The sequence below is a fragment of the Polaribacter vadi genome (genome assembly GCF_001761365.1).
Taxonomy (GTDB): domain Bacteria; phylum Bacteroidota; class Bacteroidia; order Flavobacteriales; family Flavobacteriaceae; genus Polaribacter; species Polaribacter vadi.
The window spans coordinates 3068854-3087047 of sequence record NZ_CP017477.1 but is presented as its reverse complement, the minus strand read 5'-3'; the positions used below and the strand labels follow the sequence as shown (position 1 = coordinate 3087047).

Below are 18194 nucleotides of genomic sequence, written 5' to 3'. Positions count from 1 at the left end.
AATCATTTTTTGTTGATGAAAAAAATTATAACTCTTATTCTTTTCATAGCTAATTTAGCTACATTTTCACAATCAGTAAAAAGCGAATTAAGAGTTTTTTCTTTTGAAGAAGTTGAACAATTACATCAACAAAAACCAAAACCAATTGTTGTTTTTACTTATACAGATTGGTGCAAAATTTGTTTCGGAATGAAAAAAAATACGTTTCAAAATAATGAAATCATCAAACTTTTAAATGATAAATTTTACTTCATCAACTTAAATGGAGAAGAGAAAAAAGAGATTACTTTTTTAGGAAAAACATTTGTTTATAAACCTTCTGGAAATAAAACAGGAACACATGAATTGGCAATAGAATTAGCAGCTATAAAAGGTAGAATTAGTTATCCAACAACCACAATTTTAAATAGTAGTTTCGAAATTGAGGCCCAAATAGTTGGTTATTTAAATTCCAAAAATTTTATAAGCTTATAAACAACTATATAAAATAGCCATTTTATCGATCCCAAAGACGTTTTCTACTTTCTGAACCAGAACCAAATCTGTAAGCAATTCCTGCAGTAGTTTGAAAATGAGAAGCCATAGAATTTGCATCTTCAGAAACAAACTTATAAGTAAGCTGCCCAATAAGACCAAATTTTGAAGTAATCCAAATTGCACCACCAGCTAAAACATTTACACTTAAAGCATTATCTCCAGCTGAAACTGTGGAAGCTCCTCCAATATAACTTGCTCCAACACCAACATAAGGCACAATCATAGCATCATTTCTAAAAGGATTATAACGAATTGCAGCATCTAAAGAAGTATACTCGAACTTGTTATTAATGACACCTTCTATATTACCAAGAACGTTAAAAGTAAGTCCTAAATCGAAAGAAAATTTATCTGACAATACTCCTGAAAAATTGAATCTTGGAAATTGCGCATTATAACGTTGTCCTATTTTTGGAGCATCTTCTTTACTAAATAATACAGAGGAAAGACTTACACCAAAAGAATATTTATCTCCTCTACTTGATTGAGCAATTATAGTTTGAGAGAAAAAAACAACCATTGCAAAAATTAGTACTAAGTTCTTCATGTTTATTATTTTATACTAAGGATAACATATTTTACGTAAAAATATTACTTTCTGAAATAATTAAGAGGATTAAATCTTTTTTTTTATCAAAGAAAACTACATTTGTAAAAAAATTTTTACTTTGACTGTCCAGAATATTGTAAATCAATATCAAAAATCTGCGTTAGTTTCGCAGTTAAATGTATACTTAAAAGAAGATAAGAGCCGTTTTCAAATCTCGAATTTGGTAGGATCTTCATTGTCTTTTGTGATTTCAGAAACATTTAAAAAAGCAGACAAACCTTACCTTTTAATTTTTAATGACAAAGAAGAAGCTGCTTATTATTTAAACGATTTAGAGCAACTTTTAGGTGATAAAAATGTGCTTTTTTATCCTGCATCTTATAAAAGACCTTATCAAATTGAAGAAACAGACAATGCCAATGTTCTGTTGCGTTCAGAGGTTTTAAATAGAATAAATTCAAGAAAAAAACCGGCTATAATTGTAACCTACCCAACAGCCTTATTTGAGAAAGTTGTTACTAAAAAAGAACTCGAAAAAAACACGTTAAAAATTGCTGTTGGAGAAAATTTATCGTTAGATTTTGTAAACGAAGTTTTATTCGAATATAAATTTAAACGGGTAGATTTTGTTACAGAACCTGGAGATTTTTCTGTAAGAGGTGGAATTATAGATGTCTTTTCTTTTTCTAATGATGAACCTTTTAGAATTGAATTTTTTGGCGACGAAATTGATAGTATCAGAACTTTTGATGTGGAAACACAATTATCAACAGAAAAGTTGAAAAAAGTTTCTATCATGCCCAATGTTGAGAACAAGACATTGCAAGAAAAAAGAGAAAGTTTTCTAAAATACATCTCTTCAAAAACCATCATTTTTAGTAAGAATATCGATTTGATGATTGGAAATTTAGATAAATTTTTCCAAAAAGCAGAAATCGCATTTAATGATTTATCCAAAGAAATAAAACACGCACAACCAAGCGAATTATTTTGTAATGGTGAGTTTATAAAAAATCAATTACAAGAATTTAGCTTGGTTGATTTTGGAACGAATAATAATAAAAAGGCTCTAGAAACCTCAAAAGAAATAAAATTCAACACCATACCTCAACCTTCTTTTAACAAACAATTTACGTTGTTAATTGATAATTTAGAAGAATATCATAAAGGAGGTTTTACCAGTTATATATTCTGTGCAAACGAACAACAAGCAAAACGTTTTCATGATATTTTTGATGATTCTGACAAGGAAGTTCATTATGAAACTATTGTTTTTCCTTTATATCAAGGCTTTGTAGATGTTGATCAAAAAATAGTTTGTTATTCAGATCATCAAATTTTTGAACGGTATCATAAATTTAGATTGAAGAATGGTTATGCCAAAAAACAAGCCATTACACTTCAAGAATTAAACAAATTAGAAATTGGTGATTATGTTACACACATGGATCATGGAATTGGAAAATTTGGTGGTTTGCAAAAAATTGATGTTCAAGGTAAAAAGCAAGAAGCTATTAAATTGGTTTACGGAGAACGTGATATTTTATATGTAAGCATTCACTCGCTTCACAAAATTTCTAAATTTAATGGTAAAGATGGCAAAGCACCTAAAATTTACAAATTAGGTTCTGGAGCTTGGAAAAAAATCAAACAAAAAACAAAAGCAAGAGTTAAACATATTGCATTTAATTTAATTCAATTATATGCAAAAAGAAAGCTAGAAAAAGGATTTGCTTTTGGTCCAGATACGCATATTCAGCATGAGTTAGAAGGTAGTTTTATGTATGAAGATACACCAGATCAATTTACAGCGACTCAAGATGTAAAAAATGATATGGAAAAAGAACAACCTATGGACAGATTGGTTTGTGGAGATGTTGGTTTTGGAAAAACTGAAGTTGCTGTAAGAGCTGCTTTTAAAGCTGTTGATAATGGAAAACAAGTCGCCATTTTAGTACCGACAACGATTTTAGCGTTTCAACATTATCAAACTTTTACAGAACGTTTAAAAGATTTTCCTATCAAAATTGATTATTTAAACAGATTTAGAACTGCAAAACAAAAAACAGAAGCTATAGATGGTGTAAATGATGGTTCAGTAGATATTATTATTGGCACACATCAACTTACAAATAAACGTTTAGAATTTAAAGATTTAGGTTTATTAATTATTGACGAAGAACAAAAATTTGGTGTTGCTGTAAAAGACAAATTAAAAACGTTGAAAGAAAATGTTGATACTTTAACGTTAACTGCCACTCCAATTCCTAGAACTTTACAATTTAGTTTAATGGCCGCCAGAGATTTATCTGTAATAAAAACACCTCCACCAAACAGACATCCTATTGAAAGTAACGTAATTCGTTTTTCTGAAGATGTAATTCGTGATGCAATTTCTTACGAAATATCAAGAGGAGGCCAAGTTTTCTTTATCCATAACAGAATTGAAAACATTAAGGAAGTTGCAGGTTTGTTGCAAAGATTGGTTCCATCAGCAAAAATAGGCATTGGTCATGGACAAATGGAAGGCAAAAAACTGGAAGGTTTAATGCTTGGTTTTATGAATAACGATTTTGATGTGTTAGTATCAACAACCATTATTGAAAGTGGTTTAGATGTGCCAAATGCCAACACAATTTTTATTAATAATGCGAATAATTTTGGTTTGAGTGATTTGCATCAAATGCGTGGAAGAGTTGGTAGAAGTAACAAAAAAGCGTTTTGCTATTTTATAACTCCACCTTACCATATGATGACAGATGATGCCAGAAAAAGACTAGAAGCTTTGGTTTTATTTTCTGATTTAGGAAGTGGAATTAATATTGCCATGAAAGATTTAGAAATTCGTGGAGCTGGAGATTTATTGGGTGGTGAACAAAGTGGTTTTATCAACGATATTGGGTTTGATACGTATCAAAAAATATTGCAAGAAGCTATTGAAGAATTGAAAGAAAATGAGTTTGCAGAATTATATCCTGAAGATAAATCGAAACCAAAAGAATATGTAAAAGAAGTTACGATTGATACTGATTTTGAGATTCTTTTTCCTGATGATTACGTAAATTCGATCACAGAAAGATTGGCTTTATATACCAAATTAGGGAATTTAGAAAAGGAAACTGAATTACAAACTTTCGAAACTGAAATTATTGACAGGTTTGGAGAAATCCCTACACAAGTTGAAGATTTATTAGATTCTGTAAGAATAAAATGGCTTGCCAAAGAACTAGGTTTAGAGAAAATCATCCTAAAACAAAAACGTATGATTGGGTATTTTGTAGCCAATCAACAAAGCGATTTTTACCAAACTGAAGCTTTTTCGAGAATGCTTAAATATGTGCAACAAAATTCTAAGAGTTGTGTAATGAAAGAGAAAGAAACTAAAAATGGCTTGCGTTTGCTAATCACTTTTATAAAAATTGATTCCGTAAAAACTGCTCTAGGAGTTTTGCAAAAAGTATAATTTTATAACCTGCAAGGTTTTCAAAACCTTGTAGGTTTGTAAATTGCAACTCAAAAAATTACATACTACCTCACAAAGACATTCATAAAATTATAATGCAAAACTCTCATTTAAAAAATATTTCGATTTTACTTTTAGGAACACTTTTTATAAGTACATCTGGTGTTTTAGGAAAATACATTGCACTTTCTCCTGAAGTAATAATTTTGTTTAGAGCAATTTTAGCAGGTGTTTTTATCTTTATTTTCTGTAAATTTAAAAAAGTAAATTTAAAAATCAACTCAAAAAAAGATGCAGTTTCATTTTTAATTAGTGGTTTTTTAATGGGCGCACATTGGGTTACGTATTTCTATGCTTTAAAACTGTCTAATGTTGCTTTAGGAATGTTATCTATCTTTACCTATCCAATAATAACGGCTTTTTTAGAACCTCTTTTTACAAAACAAAAATTGAATTTAATTCATGTTCTGTTAGCTGTTTTAGTATTTTTTGGTGTTTTTATATTGATACCAGAATTCTCTTTAGAAAATGATCAATTCAAAGGAATTTTGCTCGGTATTCTTTCTGCATTTTTTTATGCTGTAAGAAATTTGGTTGTAAAAAAACAAGTTAAAAAATACAATGGTAGCATGTTAATGTTCTATCAAATGATTGTTGTTACTGTGCTGTTAATTCCTGTTTTATTTTATAGCGATGTTTCGAATGTGTATAGCCAAATTCCGTTATTAATTTTAGTTGCCCTTTTAACAACTGCAATTGGACACACAATGTTAGTGAATTCCTTAAAACATTTTTCTGCAGCAACTGCGAGTATTATAAGTAGTGTGCAACCCATTTTTGGTATTATAATCGCTTATATCTTTGTAAATGAAATACCAAGCCAAAATACTTTTATTGGAGGTAGCTTAATTTTATTGACAGTAATTATTGAGAGTTTTAGAAGTAAAAACGAACACTAAAAACTTGCACTATTTTCTTTAATCAATGTTAAATCTCCTTATTTAGACAAAAAAGCGCTTCAATTTTACGAATTTTCAAAAATCAACTATGTAGAATGATTAAAAATAAGGGTGTTTTTTTGATGATTAAAAATTTAAACTCATAAAATTTAGTAATTATTTTAAAAAAATAAAGAATAATTATTTATTCCTCAAAAAAATTGTTTTTATTTAGACTAATTACAAATAAAAGTATATTTGTCAAAAAAACAAGCATGCTTTTCATTAGAACTTTATTCTTTTTCTTTTTAACATCTGTTACTTTTAGTCAGAATGGAGATTTTTATGGTAAAATAAAATTTAATACTAATGAACCTGCAATTGGTGCATTTATTATTATAAATGGCTTCGAATATTATAAAGAAATATCCACAGATATAAATGGAGATTTTTATTTAAAAGAAGTTCCTTATGGAAATTATACTTTTCAAATACATTCTTTAAACTCTAAACCTAAAACTGTTTCTGCAACCTTAAATGAAAGTAAAAAAGTTGTAAATATAGAATTAGAATTTATAGAAAATCAATTAGATGAAGTTCTTATTGTATCAAAATCAAGAAAAAAAATAATTGAAGAAAAGGGTTTTGCTGTAAATGTAATTTCAACAAAAAAAGCAGCAATACAATCTATTCAAGTAAACGAGTTATTAGATCAATCTGCAGGTGTTAGAGTTAGACAATCTGGTGGATTAGGTTCCACTGCAAATTATAATTTAAATGGAATGTCTGGTAATTCTGTAAAAATATTTATAGATGGAGTTCCTATAAGAAATTTTGGACCTTCATTTTCTTTAAACAGTATACCTGCTTCTTTAATTAAAAGAATAGAAGTTTACAAAGGCGTTGTTCCTCCTTATTTATCTGATGATGCTATGGGTGGTGCAATTAATATTGTTTTAAATAACATTACAAAAAACGAATTACGTGCCTCTATTTCAGCTGGTTCTTTTGGTACGTATAGAGCAGATATAATTGGTGGTTATAGAAATAATAAAAATGGTTTTACTGCAAGAGGTTCTGCGTTTTTAAATTATGCAGACAACGATTATAAAGTTTGGGGAAATCAAGTTGCTGTTACATTAGCACCAGGAACACCAGATGTGTATATAAGAGCAAAACGTTTTCATGATCGATACAGATCGCAAGGTGGAAAAGCAGAAATTGGGTATACAAATGTAGAATGGGCAGATCAATTTTTATTTGGTGCTGTACTTTCTAATATGGATAAACAAATTCAAACTGCAGCCACAATGGAAATTGTGTATGGTAATAGATTTACAGAACAGAACACAAATATGTACAGTTTAGATTATAAGAAAACTGACATTTTAAAAAATTTAGATGTAAGCGCTTTTGCTTCCTTCTCTAAATTAAATAGAAAAACGATAGATACTATTGCAACACAATATAGTTGGCTTGGTTACCCAACAAATTATTACAACACTCCAGATGTTTGGACTTCTGGTGCAGAAGCTGGTAATCCAACTCTACAAAAAGATATTGATAAAACAGTTAATACTAGAACCAATTTAACCTACAGAATTAAAGAAAACAATACACTTCAATTTAATCATTTATTAAATACTTTTTCTAGAGATTCTGATGATCCAATGTTGCCAGCTATTGAAAATGCGTTGAAAGAAGAAAGAAAATATAAAAAAAATATACTTTCTCTTTCTTATGAAAATTTAGCATTCAATAAAAAATTAAGAACTACAGCTTTTGCGAAATCATATCATATGAATAGAAGCTCTAAATTAAGAACAAGAAGTAGCAACAGCTCAAATGCAACTATAGAGATTGAAGAAAATATTGTAAAATCTGATGATTTAGGTTTTGGAGGCGCAATTTCTTATAAAGTTTCTTCTAAACTAACTGTTTTTGGTTCTGCAGAAAAAGCAATTCGATTGCCAGAAGCTGGCGAAGTTTTTGGGAATGTTTCAACGAATATAAATCCATCTATAAACTTAAAACCAGAACATAGTAACAATTATAATTTGGGTTTTTCTGTTGATAAAATTAAATTCAAAAAACACAATTTTGGCGTAAATGCAAATGTATTTATAAGAGATACTGAGGATTTAATTATGCAGTTTCCTATTGGTAATGATGAGGAGTTTTTTGAAAACTCAAACGTTGGTAAGATATATACAGAAGGTTTTGATTTTGAATTGAATTACAACTACAATAACAAATTATTCTTTAGCGGAAATACTTCATTTTTTAATGCAAGAGATTACAATGTTACGTACGATTTAAATGGAAACCCAATTACACCATCTTACGAGCGACTTGCAAACACACCTTATTTTACAATGAATTATAATGTAAAATACAATGCGAAAAATTTTATACAACAAGAATCTTTGTTTTCTACCTATTCTAATTTATTATATGTTAATGAATTTTTTAGACACGGAAGTACTTTAGGTGGTTCTGGTAAAACTGTAATACCAACACAAATTTCTTTTGATGCTGGTTTTGCATATACATTTCCAAAAAACAAAATAACTTTTAGTTTTGATATTAAAAACATTTTAAACAATCAAATATTCGATAATTACGCCTTACAAAAACCTGGAAGAGGTTTTTACAGCAAACTAACATTTACAATTTTATAACTATTTTAAAAACAACTATCATGAATTTTAATTTCAAATCTTTAATCAAATTAGCCTGTTTATCAGTCATAACATTAACCGCAATTTCTTGTAGTAATGAGAGTACTATAGATCCAGTAGAACCAGATCCTTCTACTGAACGTACTTATCATTTAGTAGTAGGTTCTAGCTCAACAGGTAACTCTGCAACATATACACAAGGTGCAACAGTAGAAGAATTATTAGACCCAACAAAAACATTTACTTTCGAAGGTTTTGGTTTTGAAGTTCCTTCTACAAGAACTGCAAGAGTGTATACTTCTAATGATGGGAATACTTTATATAACCTAAATTATGGTGGTGGAGATATTTCTAAATATGATTATGTAAGTGGTCAAAATTATAATTTAGATTTAACTACAGATGTACAAGCTGTTATGGGAACTGCGTATCCACGTTGGACAAAGTTAGACGAGAATTATGCAATGTTGCAATACGTAGCAACAGAAAACATATATGATGACCCAAATGCAGCAAGCCCAGTTTACCTAAGAACAAGTGCAACTATAACTATTGCATTAGTAAACTTAGAAACAATGTCTATTATTTCTAATAATTCTTTCGAATTTCCTTGGTCAGAAGCAGAAGCTTCACAAGGTATTTATACTTCTAGAATTGATGCTCCTGTAGTTTCTAATGGTAAATTATATTATGGTGTTGCTAAAAGTTTGTACGATCCTATTACAGATGCAAGAGGAACAATGGTTTATGAAAATATAGAAACTTTAGTAGTAGATTACCCGTCTTTAGAAAACCCAACTACCTTAACTTCTACTTTAGCAGAAGGTTCTACAAATGGGTATAGAACTCCTGTTGCACATAAAGATGAACTTGGAGACACCTATCAATTAGTAACTCAAGGAGATGTTTCTTTAGTTAGAATTAGCAATGGTACTTATGATGATTCTTATGGTAAATTTAATATTAAAAATTTATTAGGGCACAATGCAGAAGCAAATACTGGTTGGTTTTATGTGGGTGATGGAATTGGATATGTTCCTGTTTTAAATACTGATGAAGGTGATAGCGCAAGTTCTAATTGGGATGTTGTAAGAGTAGATATTTACAACAAAACTGCTGTAAAAATGGATATTTCTTTAGATTTATGGTTACGTCAGTACCAATGGGCAAGTGTAATTGATGGTAAATTATTTATGGCTTTAACTTCTTTAGGTGGTGAAGGAAATGTGTATATTTTTGATCCTGCTAATGCTACTTCTACAGGTTTTACAAAAGGAGCTGTTTTAAAAACAGGTACTTCAGATGCTTCTTATATTGGTCTTTTTTAATCTAATTATAAATTATATAAAATGCGCAAACTTTTGTTTGCGCATTTTTTTGTTTAAAAAATTCCTTTAACAAAACTTTAACTTTGGCATCTTCTTTGATTTCAATTCATAAAGCCCAAATTATGAATTCAAAATCTAAAATTACCATTCCTAAACCTTGTCACGAAAACTGGAATGCAATGACTCCAAAAGATAAAGGGAAATTTTGTAATTCTTGTTCAAAAACGGTTGTTGATTTTACTAAAAAATCTCCATCAGAAATAAAAGAATATTTAATAGAACATAAAAGTGAACGTGTTTGTGGGCATTTTTATAAGAAACAATTAGATAGTATTGTTATCGAAATTCCTCAAATAACATTTCAACAACAATTTTCTTTTCAAAAAATATTTGTGTTAGCTTTATTTTTTGTGATGGGAGCTACGCTTTTTAGTTGCCAATATAAAGATGGCCAAAAACAGAAAATAGAGAATGTTATTTTAAAAGATTCAACTTTAATTAATGAAGAAGATTTAGGTTTGATAACTCCTATTATGCAAACTATAGATTCTACAATAGTTGAACCTAGTTGGTGTCCATCAATTGATTCAACTCCAGAAATAATAGTAATGGGTAATACACGTGAAATAGAAATAGTTGGTGATATTATGACAACTGAAGGAGAAATTGTTTTAGAAGAAACAATAGGTTTTATAATTATTGAAAATCCTCCAAGATTTAAAGAAGCCAAAAATCTATCAAAAGAAAAAGCCAAAAAAGATTTTGATGAAAGAATGATAAACTTTGTTCAGGATAATTTTGACACATCTTGGACTCATAATTTAGGTTTATCAAAAAGAAAATATAAAATATTTACACAATTTACCATTGATAAAGATGGACATGTAATTGATATAAAAATAAGAGCACCACATCCTAAAATAAAAGAAGAGGTATTTAAAATGATTCAAAAGTTACCTCAATTTATTCCTGGTGAACAAAATGGAAAAGCTATAAAAACAACATATAATTTACCAATAACTTTTATAATTGATTAGTATGTTTTCAAATTTGGCACAAAAAAAACTGCTTCAATAATGAAGCAGTTTGTAATACATAAAGATATCCCCCAATATCAATATCTACTACAAATATATTTTAATATTCACTAAAAAATGTGCTCATTTAAAACATTATTGTGCCCTTTCAAACCAGAATTATTTAATATATTTAAAAAAGAACTTTAATGAAATTGTTTCTAATTTCTACCTTTTTCATTCGGGTATAGTTTTGGTAGCTCATCACTTTGAAAATAAGCTTTTGTATTAATATTTAAAGCTGTAATTTTTCCTTTAAAAGCTGCACCTGTATCTACATTCCAAATATTAATAGCATGCATAGGAGCAGCTTCACCATAATTAGTAGTGGGTGTGTGTCCTATATAAATTTCATTATAATGTTGTAATCTTCTTGGGTAATTAGAACTACTTTTTTCAATTTCTTTATCCATTGCCAAAGCCATTTCCCACAAAGTTCTGTCTGTGCAAAACTTATGAGGATAGGTTTCTCTTTCTACACCATGCATAGATGTAAAACCAGCATGTAAAAACAATCTGTTTTCAGAATCTAAATGATACATTTTTAAATTTTCGAAAAAATTTAAATGCTCATTTTTTTTATCAATCGTAAAACCTTCATAGCTATCTATCGTTTCTTTACCTCCATGTAAATACCAAGTTGGGTTTACATCAGTTTGATCTTTTAGCCAGTTTTCGCACCAAACATCATGATTCCCTTTGATAAAAATACAATTTATTTTTTCTGATAAATTGATTAAAAAATCGATTACTTGTGCAGATTCGCTCCAACCATCTACATAATCTCCCATAAAAATTAGCGTATCTTTTTCTGTAATTTCAAGCTGATTTAAAACCTGTATCAAGGCTTTTAAACCTCCATGAATATCGCCAATTGCAAAAGTTCTCATTTTTATTTTTTTTACAAAGCTACTATTTTAGAATTACAGAAATAGTAGTGTATCCGCAAAAATAGGTATGGAATTAAAAGAGAATGATAATTATAAAAACGAAACCTCAAAATAAAGATTTGCTTTTTCTATATCAATATTTTTTTAAGTTTCTTATCTGGCTACAAAAGATGTCTGTATCACTAAATCTACCCAATTTTCTTCACTTATACCATATAAAGCAAACTTATAAGTAGCATCTGTAACTAAATTTTCTGGAGTTACAGTATGAATTTTACCTGTAATATTTGCTTCATTATAATATTGAAAAGTTTTTTCGGTAGTAAAAGTTCCCGATAAAAATGTGTTATCATTTTTTGAAACAGCTTGAAAATAGGTTGTATTAGTATCAAAAGTGATATCTGTCCAATTAAAAACTGGCATTAAAGGCTCTGTTTCTATAAGTTCTATTTCTGTAGAATATTCTGTGGCTTTAGAATTATTTTGAGTTTTAATAGGGTCAGAAATATGCAACTTGCCCTCTGTAATATAGGTGACCAAACACCAAACTTCATCTGAAGAAGCATGTGTAAATCGTCTTAATTTAGAACCAAAAACTGTAGATTCTGGCAAACTTCTTCTTTTATAATTGCTAAAATTAGTTTTATCTACACTTGTGTTTTCTGTTTCGTAATAACGATAATCATAAGCACCAGTAATCGAATTAAAATAAATATATGTTTGCTCTTTATTTCCGTTTGCAGTACTTGCAAAAGCTATTAGGGTATCTAATGTTTTATCTGAATTTTCAGCAACATATTCTTCTAAATTTTTTGGTATAAATTGCTCTTCAATAATTAAGTTTACCCAATTATCTTCGCTAATGCCCATCATTGTAAAATTATACACATCATCTTCTACCAAAGTTTCTGGAGTGGTTAAATTTATGGTAGATTCAAAACTACTTTCATCATAATATTGAAAAAATTTATCACTTGTAAAAGTCCCCGATTTAAAATCATCTTCTTCATCAGATATTACTTGAAAATATCGAACGTTTTCATCTATTGTGCCATCTTCCCATGTAAAATTTGGTTCTACATTTGTTTTATATTCGATAGTAACATCATTCGAATATTCTGTTGTTTTTGAAACATTTTTTAAAAGAATTGGTTCTGATATATGAAATTTACCGTCTTTTATATACGTAACCAAACACCATGTTTCTGTTGTACCAGATCTTGAAAAGCGTTGTAATTTACCTCCAAAAAAAGCTTCTGTTCCTAAACTTTGCCTTCTGTAAGCACTATAATCGGTTTTATCTGCAGTAACTCCTGTAGTTTCATAATATCGAATATCTGTTGCACCAATTTCTGGATAATAATATATATAGGTTAAAGCTGTATTTGCCTCTGCATTTGCTGCAAAAGCAATTAAAGTATCTTTTTCTTTTTCTGAATTTTCATCTAAATATCCTTGCAAATTTCTAGCTACAATTGTATCTGAATCTTCTGAACACGCAGAAATTAATAAAGAAAAACAAACAAAAGTTAATAGATATTTTAATTTCATAAAAATAATTACATTTTAAAAGTCATAATTGGTAACGCAGAATGATTTGAAATATCTTCTGAAATACTACCAGAAAAAACATGAGACAACCCTTTTCTACCATGTGTAATTAGTGTAATTAAATCTGCACCAATAACGTTAGAAAAATTTAAAACACCTTCTTCTATAGATCTTGCACAAACAAAGTTAACGTTTATTAATCGATCTATGTTTCCTTCTGCTTTCATTAAAAATTTATTCGCTAAAGCATCCATTTCTGGAGTGGTTTTAAATTTATCATTTGGTAAATTAACATATAAAAGATGTTTTCTTACGTTTAAAAAATCTAAAGAAGTTAGCATTTTTTTAAATGCATCTACAGATTCTTCAGAAAAATCTGTTGCATATACAATATCAGCAAAATCGATATCTTTTAGTTCATTTTTTAGCACCATTACTGGTATGTCAGAATATCTAATAACTTTTTCTGTGTTAGAACCTGTAAAAAATTCTTTTAAACCACTTGCTCCATGAGAACCCATAATTATTAAATCTGCATCTACTTCTTTCGCAATTGTATTTATTTCACTAAACACTTTGTAATGCTTAACAATTGGCACAATTTTTACATCTTTTAAATACTCTTTTTGCAAAAATTCTTTGAATCTTTTTTCTGCTAACTTTAAAAAGAAAACTGCTTTTTCTTGTGTGTATTCTGCACTTTGAGATAAACTTACTTCTTGCAAATCTAACATGTGTAAAGCATAAATAGTAACCGCTGTTTTTTTTGATAAAAGTACTGCTGCTTTTAAAGCATATTCTGAATATTCTGAAAAATCGATAGGTACAATTATTTTGTTCATGGTGATTTATTTTTTAATTTAAGAAACAAAATTAAGTCTCTTTTCTCTTTTATTACAGGACTTTTATCATGTTTTATAAAATACTTATTGTTTATATAATTGATGTAATAAAGTTTCTGCGGGTTTATTTTGAGGTGTAAATCTATTGTCGTTTTCGCCACCAACTTTTTCATGAGCATGAAACCATTTCCAAATAAAACCACCTGCAAACCAATCTTCTTTCCAAAATTGATTGTGTATTGCTTGCAAAGCATCTACTTGTGCTTGTAAATTTAAACTCCCTTCTACTCTATTAGAATCCCAAGGTTGTTTGCCTGTAAAATCGACGCTTCTGTAACCAAATTCTGTAAATAAAACTGGCTTGTTATACTTTTTCTGAATTCGAATAATATCTTCTTTGTGAGGTTTCCAACCATTTTCAAATTCTTGAATTGTTGGTGATTTTTTTTCACTTAAAGGAAAATATGCGTCTATACCAATAAAATCTAATTCTCCCCAAAAAGGAATACGATTAAACTCGTTCCAATTTGCTGCGTATGTTAATTTGCCTTTGTAAACTTCCTTAATTTCTTTGATTAATTTTTGCCAATAAATGGGTCTATTCATTACAAATTCTTCTAGTTCTGTACCAATACAAAGTATTTCTGCATTTAATTCTGTTGCAGCTTTTGCATAGGTTAATATATAATCTCTGTAAGAATTTTCTAAAAGTATCCAGTTTTCTTCAGTAGTTGGTTTTAAATTCCCTGTAAAACCTCCTCTTCTAAGCCATAAATGAGGTTTTATCATAATTTTTACATCAACTTTTTGAAACTCCTTGGCATATTGTAACAATCCGTTTTTGCTTTCGCCAAACCATTCTCTGTTTGTGTTGAATTCAATTCTAGGAATTTCAATATTTCTAATAAAACTATAAGGCATTAAAGCAACATAATTGCTATTGGTTCTTAGAGCTGGGTTTATATGTTTTGCATCAATAGAATCTCTTGAGGCTACAAAGCTTAATCCGTTTATTTTTTTAACTTGACTATTGCAAGAAAACTGCAAGATTATCAGCAGTAAAAAAGAAAGTTTATATATTTTCATAATCTTCCGAAAAATAGTTCTTTTTATTAGAACAACGCTCTTAAACCAATGTTAAAACTTTGCTATAAACCTGTATTATTTCCTCTTTTAAATTTAAAAATTCTGTAGTTTCATGTTTAAAAGAAAAATAATTACAGTTTCTTTTAACAAGTCTATTTATATCAATTCTAAACTAACGTTAACTTTTAAGTTCTTAACTTTCGCTACGACTTAAAGCAAATAATCAATTCACTAACTATGGAGCATATTGTAATTATTGGGAATGGAATTTCTGGAGTTTCAGCTGCAAGACATATCAGGAAAAATTCTGACAAACAAATTACAATTGTTTCTGCAGAAACCAAATATTTCTTTTCTAGAACTGCACTCATGTATATTTACATGGGGCACATGAAATTCGAGCATACACAACCTTACGAAAATTGGTTTTGGGACAAGAATAACATCAACCTAAAAGAAGGCTATGTTTCTAGTATTAATACTGATAAAAAAATACTAAATTTTAAAGATTCTTCTACGCTTTCTTTCGATAAATTAATTATCGCAACTGGTTCTAAACCAAATAAATTTGGTTGGCCAGGACAAGATTTGGATGGAGTTATGGGCATGTATCATAAGCAAGATTTAGAAAAACTAGAAAAATACGCACCAAATAATGAGGTTTGTAAAAGAGCTGTAATTGTTGGTGGTGGTTTAATAGGAATCGAATTGGTAGAAATGTTGAGAAGTAGAAAAATTCCTGTTACTTTTTTAGTGCGTGAAGATAGTTTTTGGAATGGAGTTTTGCCAGCACAAGAATCTGAAATGATTAATAAACATATCAAAGAGCATCATATAGATTTGCGTTTATCAACCAATTTAAAAGAAATTAAAAGTGATGAAAATGGGAAAGTAAAATCGATCATTATTGAAGAAACTGGCGAAGAAATCTTTTGTAATGTTGTTGGTTTAACAGCTGGTGTAACTCCAAATATCGATTTCTTAAAAGATTCTGGCATCGAAACCAAAAAAGGTGTTTTAGTCAATCATTTTTTAGAAACCAATATCAAAGATATTTATGCAATTGGCGATTGTGCAGAGCAACATAAAGCGATTGGACAACGTAGAAATATTGAAGCTGTTTGGTATACAGGAAGAATGATGGGCGAAGTTTTAGCACAAACAATTTGCGGCAATAAAATGGCATACAATCCTGGACATTGGTTTAATTCTGCCAAATTTTTAGATATAGAATACCAAACGTATGGCTGGGTTTTTAGCGAACGAAACAAACAAGAAAATGAAGCATATTTTCAATGGCAACATCCTAAAGAAAATATTTGCATTACCATTTCTTATGATAAAATTACCCATAAATTTTTAGGGATAAATACATTCGGAATTAGAATGCGTCACGAAATTTTTGATCGATGGTTGACAGAAAACAAATCTATAGAGCACGTTTTAGAATATCTAAAAAATGCCAATTTTGATCCTGAATTTTACAATTTATATGAAAAAGACATTGTAGCAAAATTCAATCAAGAAAATAGCACAAATATTCAGGTTAAAAAGAAAAGTTGGAAACGCATTTTCAGCAAAGCATAAGATATATGAAAGCAATAAAATATACAGGTTTAGTAATTTTTTTAATAGGATTAAGCATTTTTACAGCATCTATTTTTACTGGAAATTTTAGTTTCACAGAACAGGAATTAGACTCTTTTATTCAAGAAAAAGGGTATAAAAGTGAAATCATCAAAGAAGAATTATCAAAAGCAATTGTGACCGAAGAAAATTTAAATATTTTTCAATTTTCTGAACGTGTTAGAAATGCTGTAGAAACAAATAATAAGCATTACAATGATTTAATCGAAAAATATAATAAAGAAAAAAATTGGGATAAAAAAGGTGCTCAATATCAATATAGAGTTGATGGTAAACCTCATACCATTAGTTTTCAAATCGCCAAAAAAGCAGGAAGTGGTTTTGTAAAAGAAAATGCTGGCTTAATGTGGTTTCTAACTTTTGGATTAGGCATATTAGGAGCATTACTATTTATGCTACCAAACTTAATTTTGTTAGGAAAACCAGGAATAAAAAATGACGGAATTTATCATAAATCGTCCACAAACAGAGGCTGGATTGCTTGGGTGGTTTTAGTGTATTTGGTTACTTTTTATTTGGTGCTTTATTTTATGGCAGATTATGTTGTAAACTGGACGTTTATTCTAGATCCAATTAGCAAAGCTTTAAATGGTGGTGAAGCTTCTCAATGGTTTGTGTACGGCTTTTTATACTGTACAATTATGGTAACAATGGCTGTAAGAATGTACATTAAATACAGACATAATAAGTATCAAATTATAAGAACAACCTCTGTTTTATTCTTTCAAATTGTGTTTGCTTTTTTAATCCCAGAAATTATGACCAGTTTAAACATGCCTGGTTACGATTTTAAAAATGCTTTTCCTTTAGATTATGATTTCTTCTTTGAATGGAATTTAAAAACATTGACTGAAAGTGGCTCAATTGGACTATTTATTTTAGTCTGGGGAATTGTTTTAACCTTAGTAATTGTGCCAGTAATGGTTTATTTTTTTGGAAAACGTTGGTATTGTTCTTGGGTTTGTGGTTGTGGAGGTTTAGCAGAAACTTTAGGAGACCCTTACAGACAACATTCAGATAAAAGCCTGAATGCATGGAAATTAGAAAGATGGTTAATCCATTCTGTGTTAATTTTTTCTCTGTTGATGACACTCGTTACTTTGTATTGTTACTTCTCAGGAGCACAATCTTTTCTCGGAATTAAAACCCAATGGATAAAAGATACGTATAGTTTCTTGATAGGTGCTTGGTTTGCTGGAGTTATAGGAACAGGTTTCTACCCAATTTTTGGAAACAGAGTTTGGTGTAGATTTGGTTGTCCTTTAGCAGCTTATTTAGGAATGGTTCAGCGTTTTAAATCGAGATTTAGAATTACCACAAATGGTGCACAGTGTATTTCTTGTGGAAATTGTTCTACTTATTGTGAAATGGGAATTGATGTAAGAGCCTATGCACAAAAAGGAGAAAACATCGTTCGTTCTAGTTGTGTGGGTTGTGGAGTTTGTTCTGCAGTTTGCCCAAGAGGCGTTTTAAAATTAGAAAACGGCCCTGAAGATGGGAGAATTAATCCAACAGAAATTCTATTAGGAAATGATGTTGATTTAATGAATTTAATTAATAAGAAATAGTATTCTGCAAAACAGTTTTCAGTTGGCAGTCTCAATT

At 29.3% G+C, this 18194-nt stretch carries 13 protein-coding genes; 8 read left to right on the top strand and 5 right to left on the bottom strand.

The window, feature by feature from the left end; genetic code table 11:
- Window positions 1-15: 15 nt before the first annotated feature.
- Window positions 16-474 (top strand): thioredoxin family protein, encoded by a 459-nt coding sequence (locus tag LPB03_RS13345; RefSeq protein WP_065320087.1) that lies wholly within the window; start codon window positions 16-18, stop codon window positions 472-474.
- A 22-nt stretch (window positions 475-496) separates the two neighbouring features.
- Here LPB03_RS13345 and LPB03_RS13340 read toward each other — a convergent pair whose 3' ends face one another.
- On the bottom strand, window positions 497-1084 hold the full coding sequence (locus LPB03_RS13340) for a hypothetical protein (protein WP_065320086.1): 588 nt from the start codon (window positions 1082-1084) through the stop codon (window positions 497-499).
- Window positions 1085-1205: 121 nt separating this feature from the next.
- Between LPB03_RS13340 and mfd the strand changes: the two genes are divergently transcribed.
- The 5 genes from mfd to LPB03_RS13315 all read left to right on the top strand — a co-directional run bounded on the left by mfd (window position 1206) and on the right by LPB03_RS13315 (window position 10534).
- Complete coding sequence (mfd, locus tag LPB03_RS13335) at window positions 1206-4550, top strand: transcription-repair coupling factor (RefSeq protein ID WP_065320085.1); 3345 nt, start codon at window positions 1206-1208, stop codon at window positions 4548-4550.
- A gap of 95 nt (window positions 4551-4645) precedes the next feature.
- Window positions 4646-5509: a DMT family transporter gene (locus LPB03_RS13330; protein ID WP_065320084.1), complete on the top strand. Its 864-nt coding sequence runs from the start codon at window positions 4646-4648 to the stop codon at window positions 5507-5509.
- 254 nt (window positions 5510-5763) lie between these two features.
- Window positions 5764-8169, top strand: a complete 2406-nt coding sequence (locus tag LPB03_RS13325; RefSeq protein ID WP_065320083.1) for a TonB-dependent receptor — start codon at window positions 5764-5766, stop codon at window positions 8167-8169.
- A gap of 20 nt (window positions 8170-8189) precedes the next feature.
- Window positions 8190-9497, top strand: coding sequence for a hypothetical protein (locus LPB03_RS13320; protein WP_065320082.1), 1308 nt, complete (start codon window positions 8190-8192; stop codon window positions 9495-9497).
- A 122-nt stretch (window positions 9498-9619) separates the two neighbouring features.
- On the top strand, window positions 9620-10534 hold the full coding sequence (locus LPB03_RS13315) for an energy transducer TonB (protein WP_139058990.1): 915 nt from the start codon (window positions 9620-9622) through the stop codon (window positions 10532-10534).
- 200 nt (window positions 10535-10734) lie between these two features.
- Here LPB03_RS13315 and LPB03_RS13310 read toward each other — a convergent pair whose 3' ends face one another.
- The 4 genes from LPB03_RS13310 to LPB03_RS13295 all read right to left on the bottom strand — a co-directional run bounded on the left by LPB03_RS13310 (window position 10735) and on the right by LPB03_RS13295 (window position 14942).
- The gene (locus LPB03_RS13310; protein ID WP_065320080.1) at window positions 10735-11463 is read right to left on the bottom strand and encodes a metallophosphoesterase family protein; all 729 of its coding nucleotides are present in this window, start codon (window positions 11461-11463) and stop codon (window positions 10735-10737) included.
- 153 nt (window positions 11464-11616) lie between these two features.
- On the bottom strand, window positions 11617-13014 hold the full coding sequence (locus tag LPB03_RS13305) for a hypothetical protein (RefSeq protein WP_139058989.1): 1398 nt from the start codon (window positions 13012-13014) through the stop codon (window positions 11617-11619).
- Between the two features lie 8 nt (window positions 13015-13022).
- The gene (locus tag LPB03_RS13300) at window positions 13023-13856 is read right to left on the bottom strand and encodes a universal stress protein (RefSeq protein WP_065320078.1); all 834 of its coding nucleotides are present in this window, start codon (window positions 13854-13856) and stop codon (window positions 13023-13025) included.
- Between the two features lie 84 nt (window positions 13857-13940).
- A complete protein-coding gene (locus LPB03_RS13295) occupies window positions 13941-14942 on the bottom strand; it encodes a glycoside hydrolase family 113 (RefSeq protein WP_065320077.1) in 1002 nt (333 codons plus the stop codon).
- Window positions 14943-15179: 237 nt separating this feature from the next.
- Here LPB03_RS13295 and LPB03_RS13290 point away from each other — a divergent pair, with 237 nt between their 5' ends.
- Window positions 15180-16529, top strand: coding sequence for an NAD(P)/FAD-dependent oxidoreductase (locus LPB03_RS13290; RefSeq protein WP_065320076.1), 1350 nt, complete (start codon window positions 15180-15182; stop codon window positions 16527-16529).
- A gap of 5 nt (window positions 16530-16534) precedes the next feature.
- Complete coding sequence (locus LPB03_RS13285; RefSeq protein WP_065320075.1) at window positions 16535-18157, top strand: 4Fe-4S binding protein; 1623 nt, start codon at window positions 16535-16537, stop codon at window positions 18155-18157.
- The last annotated feature ends 37 nt before the right edge of the window (window positions 18158-18194 follow it).

Excerpts from the sequence above, each read along its gene's own strand:
- LPB03_RS13345 (WP_065320087.1), top strand. The coding sequence starts at position 16 with ATGAAAAAAATTATAACTCTTATTCTTTTCATAGCTAATTTAGCTACA.
- LPB03_RS13340 (WP_065320086.1), bottom strand. The coding sequence starts at position 1,084 with ATGAAGAACTTAGTACTAATTTTTGCAATGGTTGTTTTTTTCTCTCAA.
- LPB03_RS13330 (WP_065320084.1), top strand. The coding sequence starts at position 4,646 with ATGCAAAACTCTCATTTAAAAAATATTTCGATTTTACTTTTAGGAACA.
- LPB03_RS13325 (WP_065320083.1), top strand. The coding sequence starts at position 5,764 with ATGCTTTTCATTAGAACTTTATTCTTTTTCTTTTTAACATCTGTTACT.
- LPB03_RS13320 (WP_065320082.1), top strand. The coding sequence starts at position 8,190 with ATGAATTTTAATTTCAAATCTTTAATCAAATTAGCCTGTTTATCAGTC.
- LPB03_RS13315 (WP_139058990.1), top strand. The coding sequence starts at position 9,620 with ATGAATTCAAAATCTAAAATTACCATTCCTAAACCTTGTCACGAAAAC.
- LPB03_RS13310 (WP_065320080.1), bottom strand. The coding sequence starts at position 11,463 with ATGAGAACTTTTGCAATTGGCGATATTCATGGAGGTTTAAAAGCCTTG.
- LPB03_RS13305 (WP_139058989.1), bottom strand. The coding sequence starts at position 13,014 with ATGAAATTAAAATATCTATTAACTTTTGTTTGTTTTTCTTTATTAATT.
- LPB03_RS13300 (WP_065320078.1), bottom strand. The coding sequence starts at position 13,856 with ATGAACAAAATAATTGTACCTATCGATTTTTCAGAATATTCAGAATAT.
- LPB03_RS13295 (WP_065320077.1), bottom strand. The coding sequence starts at position 14,942 with ATGAAAATATATAAACTTTCTTTTTTACTGCTGATAATCTTGCAGTTT.
- LPB03_RS13290 (WP_065320076.1), top strand. The coding sequence starts at position 15,180 with ATGGAGCATATTGTAATTATTGGGAATGGAATTTCTGGAGTTTCAGCT.
- LPB03_RS13285 (WP_065320075.1), top strand. The coding sequence starts at position 16,535 with ATGAAAGCAATAAAATATACAGGTTTAGTAATTTTTTTAATAGGATTA.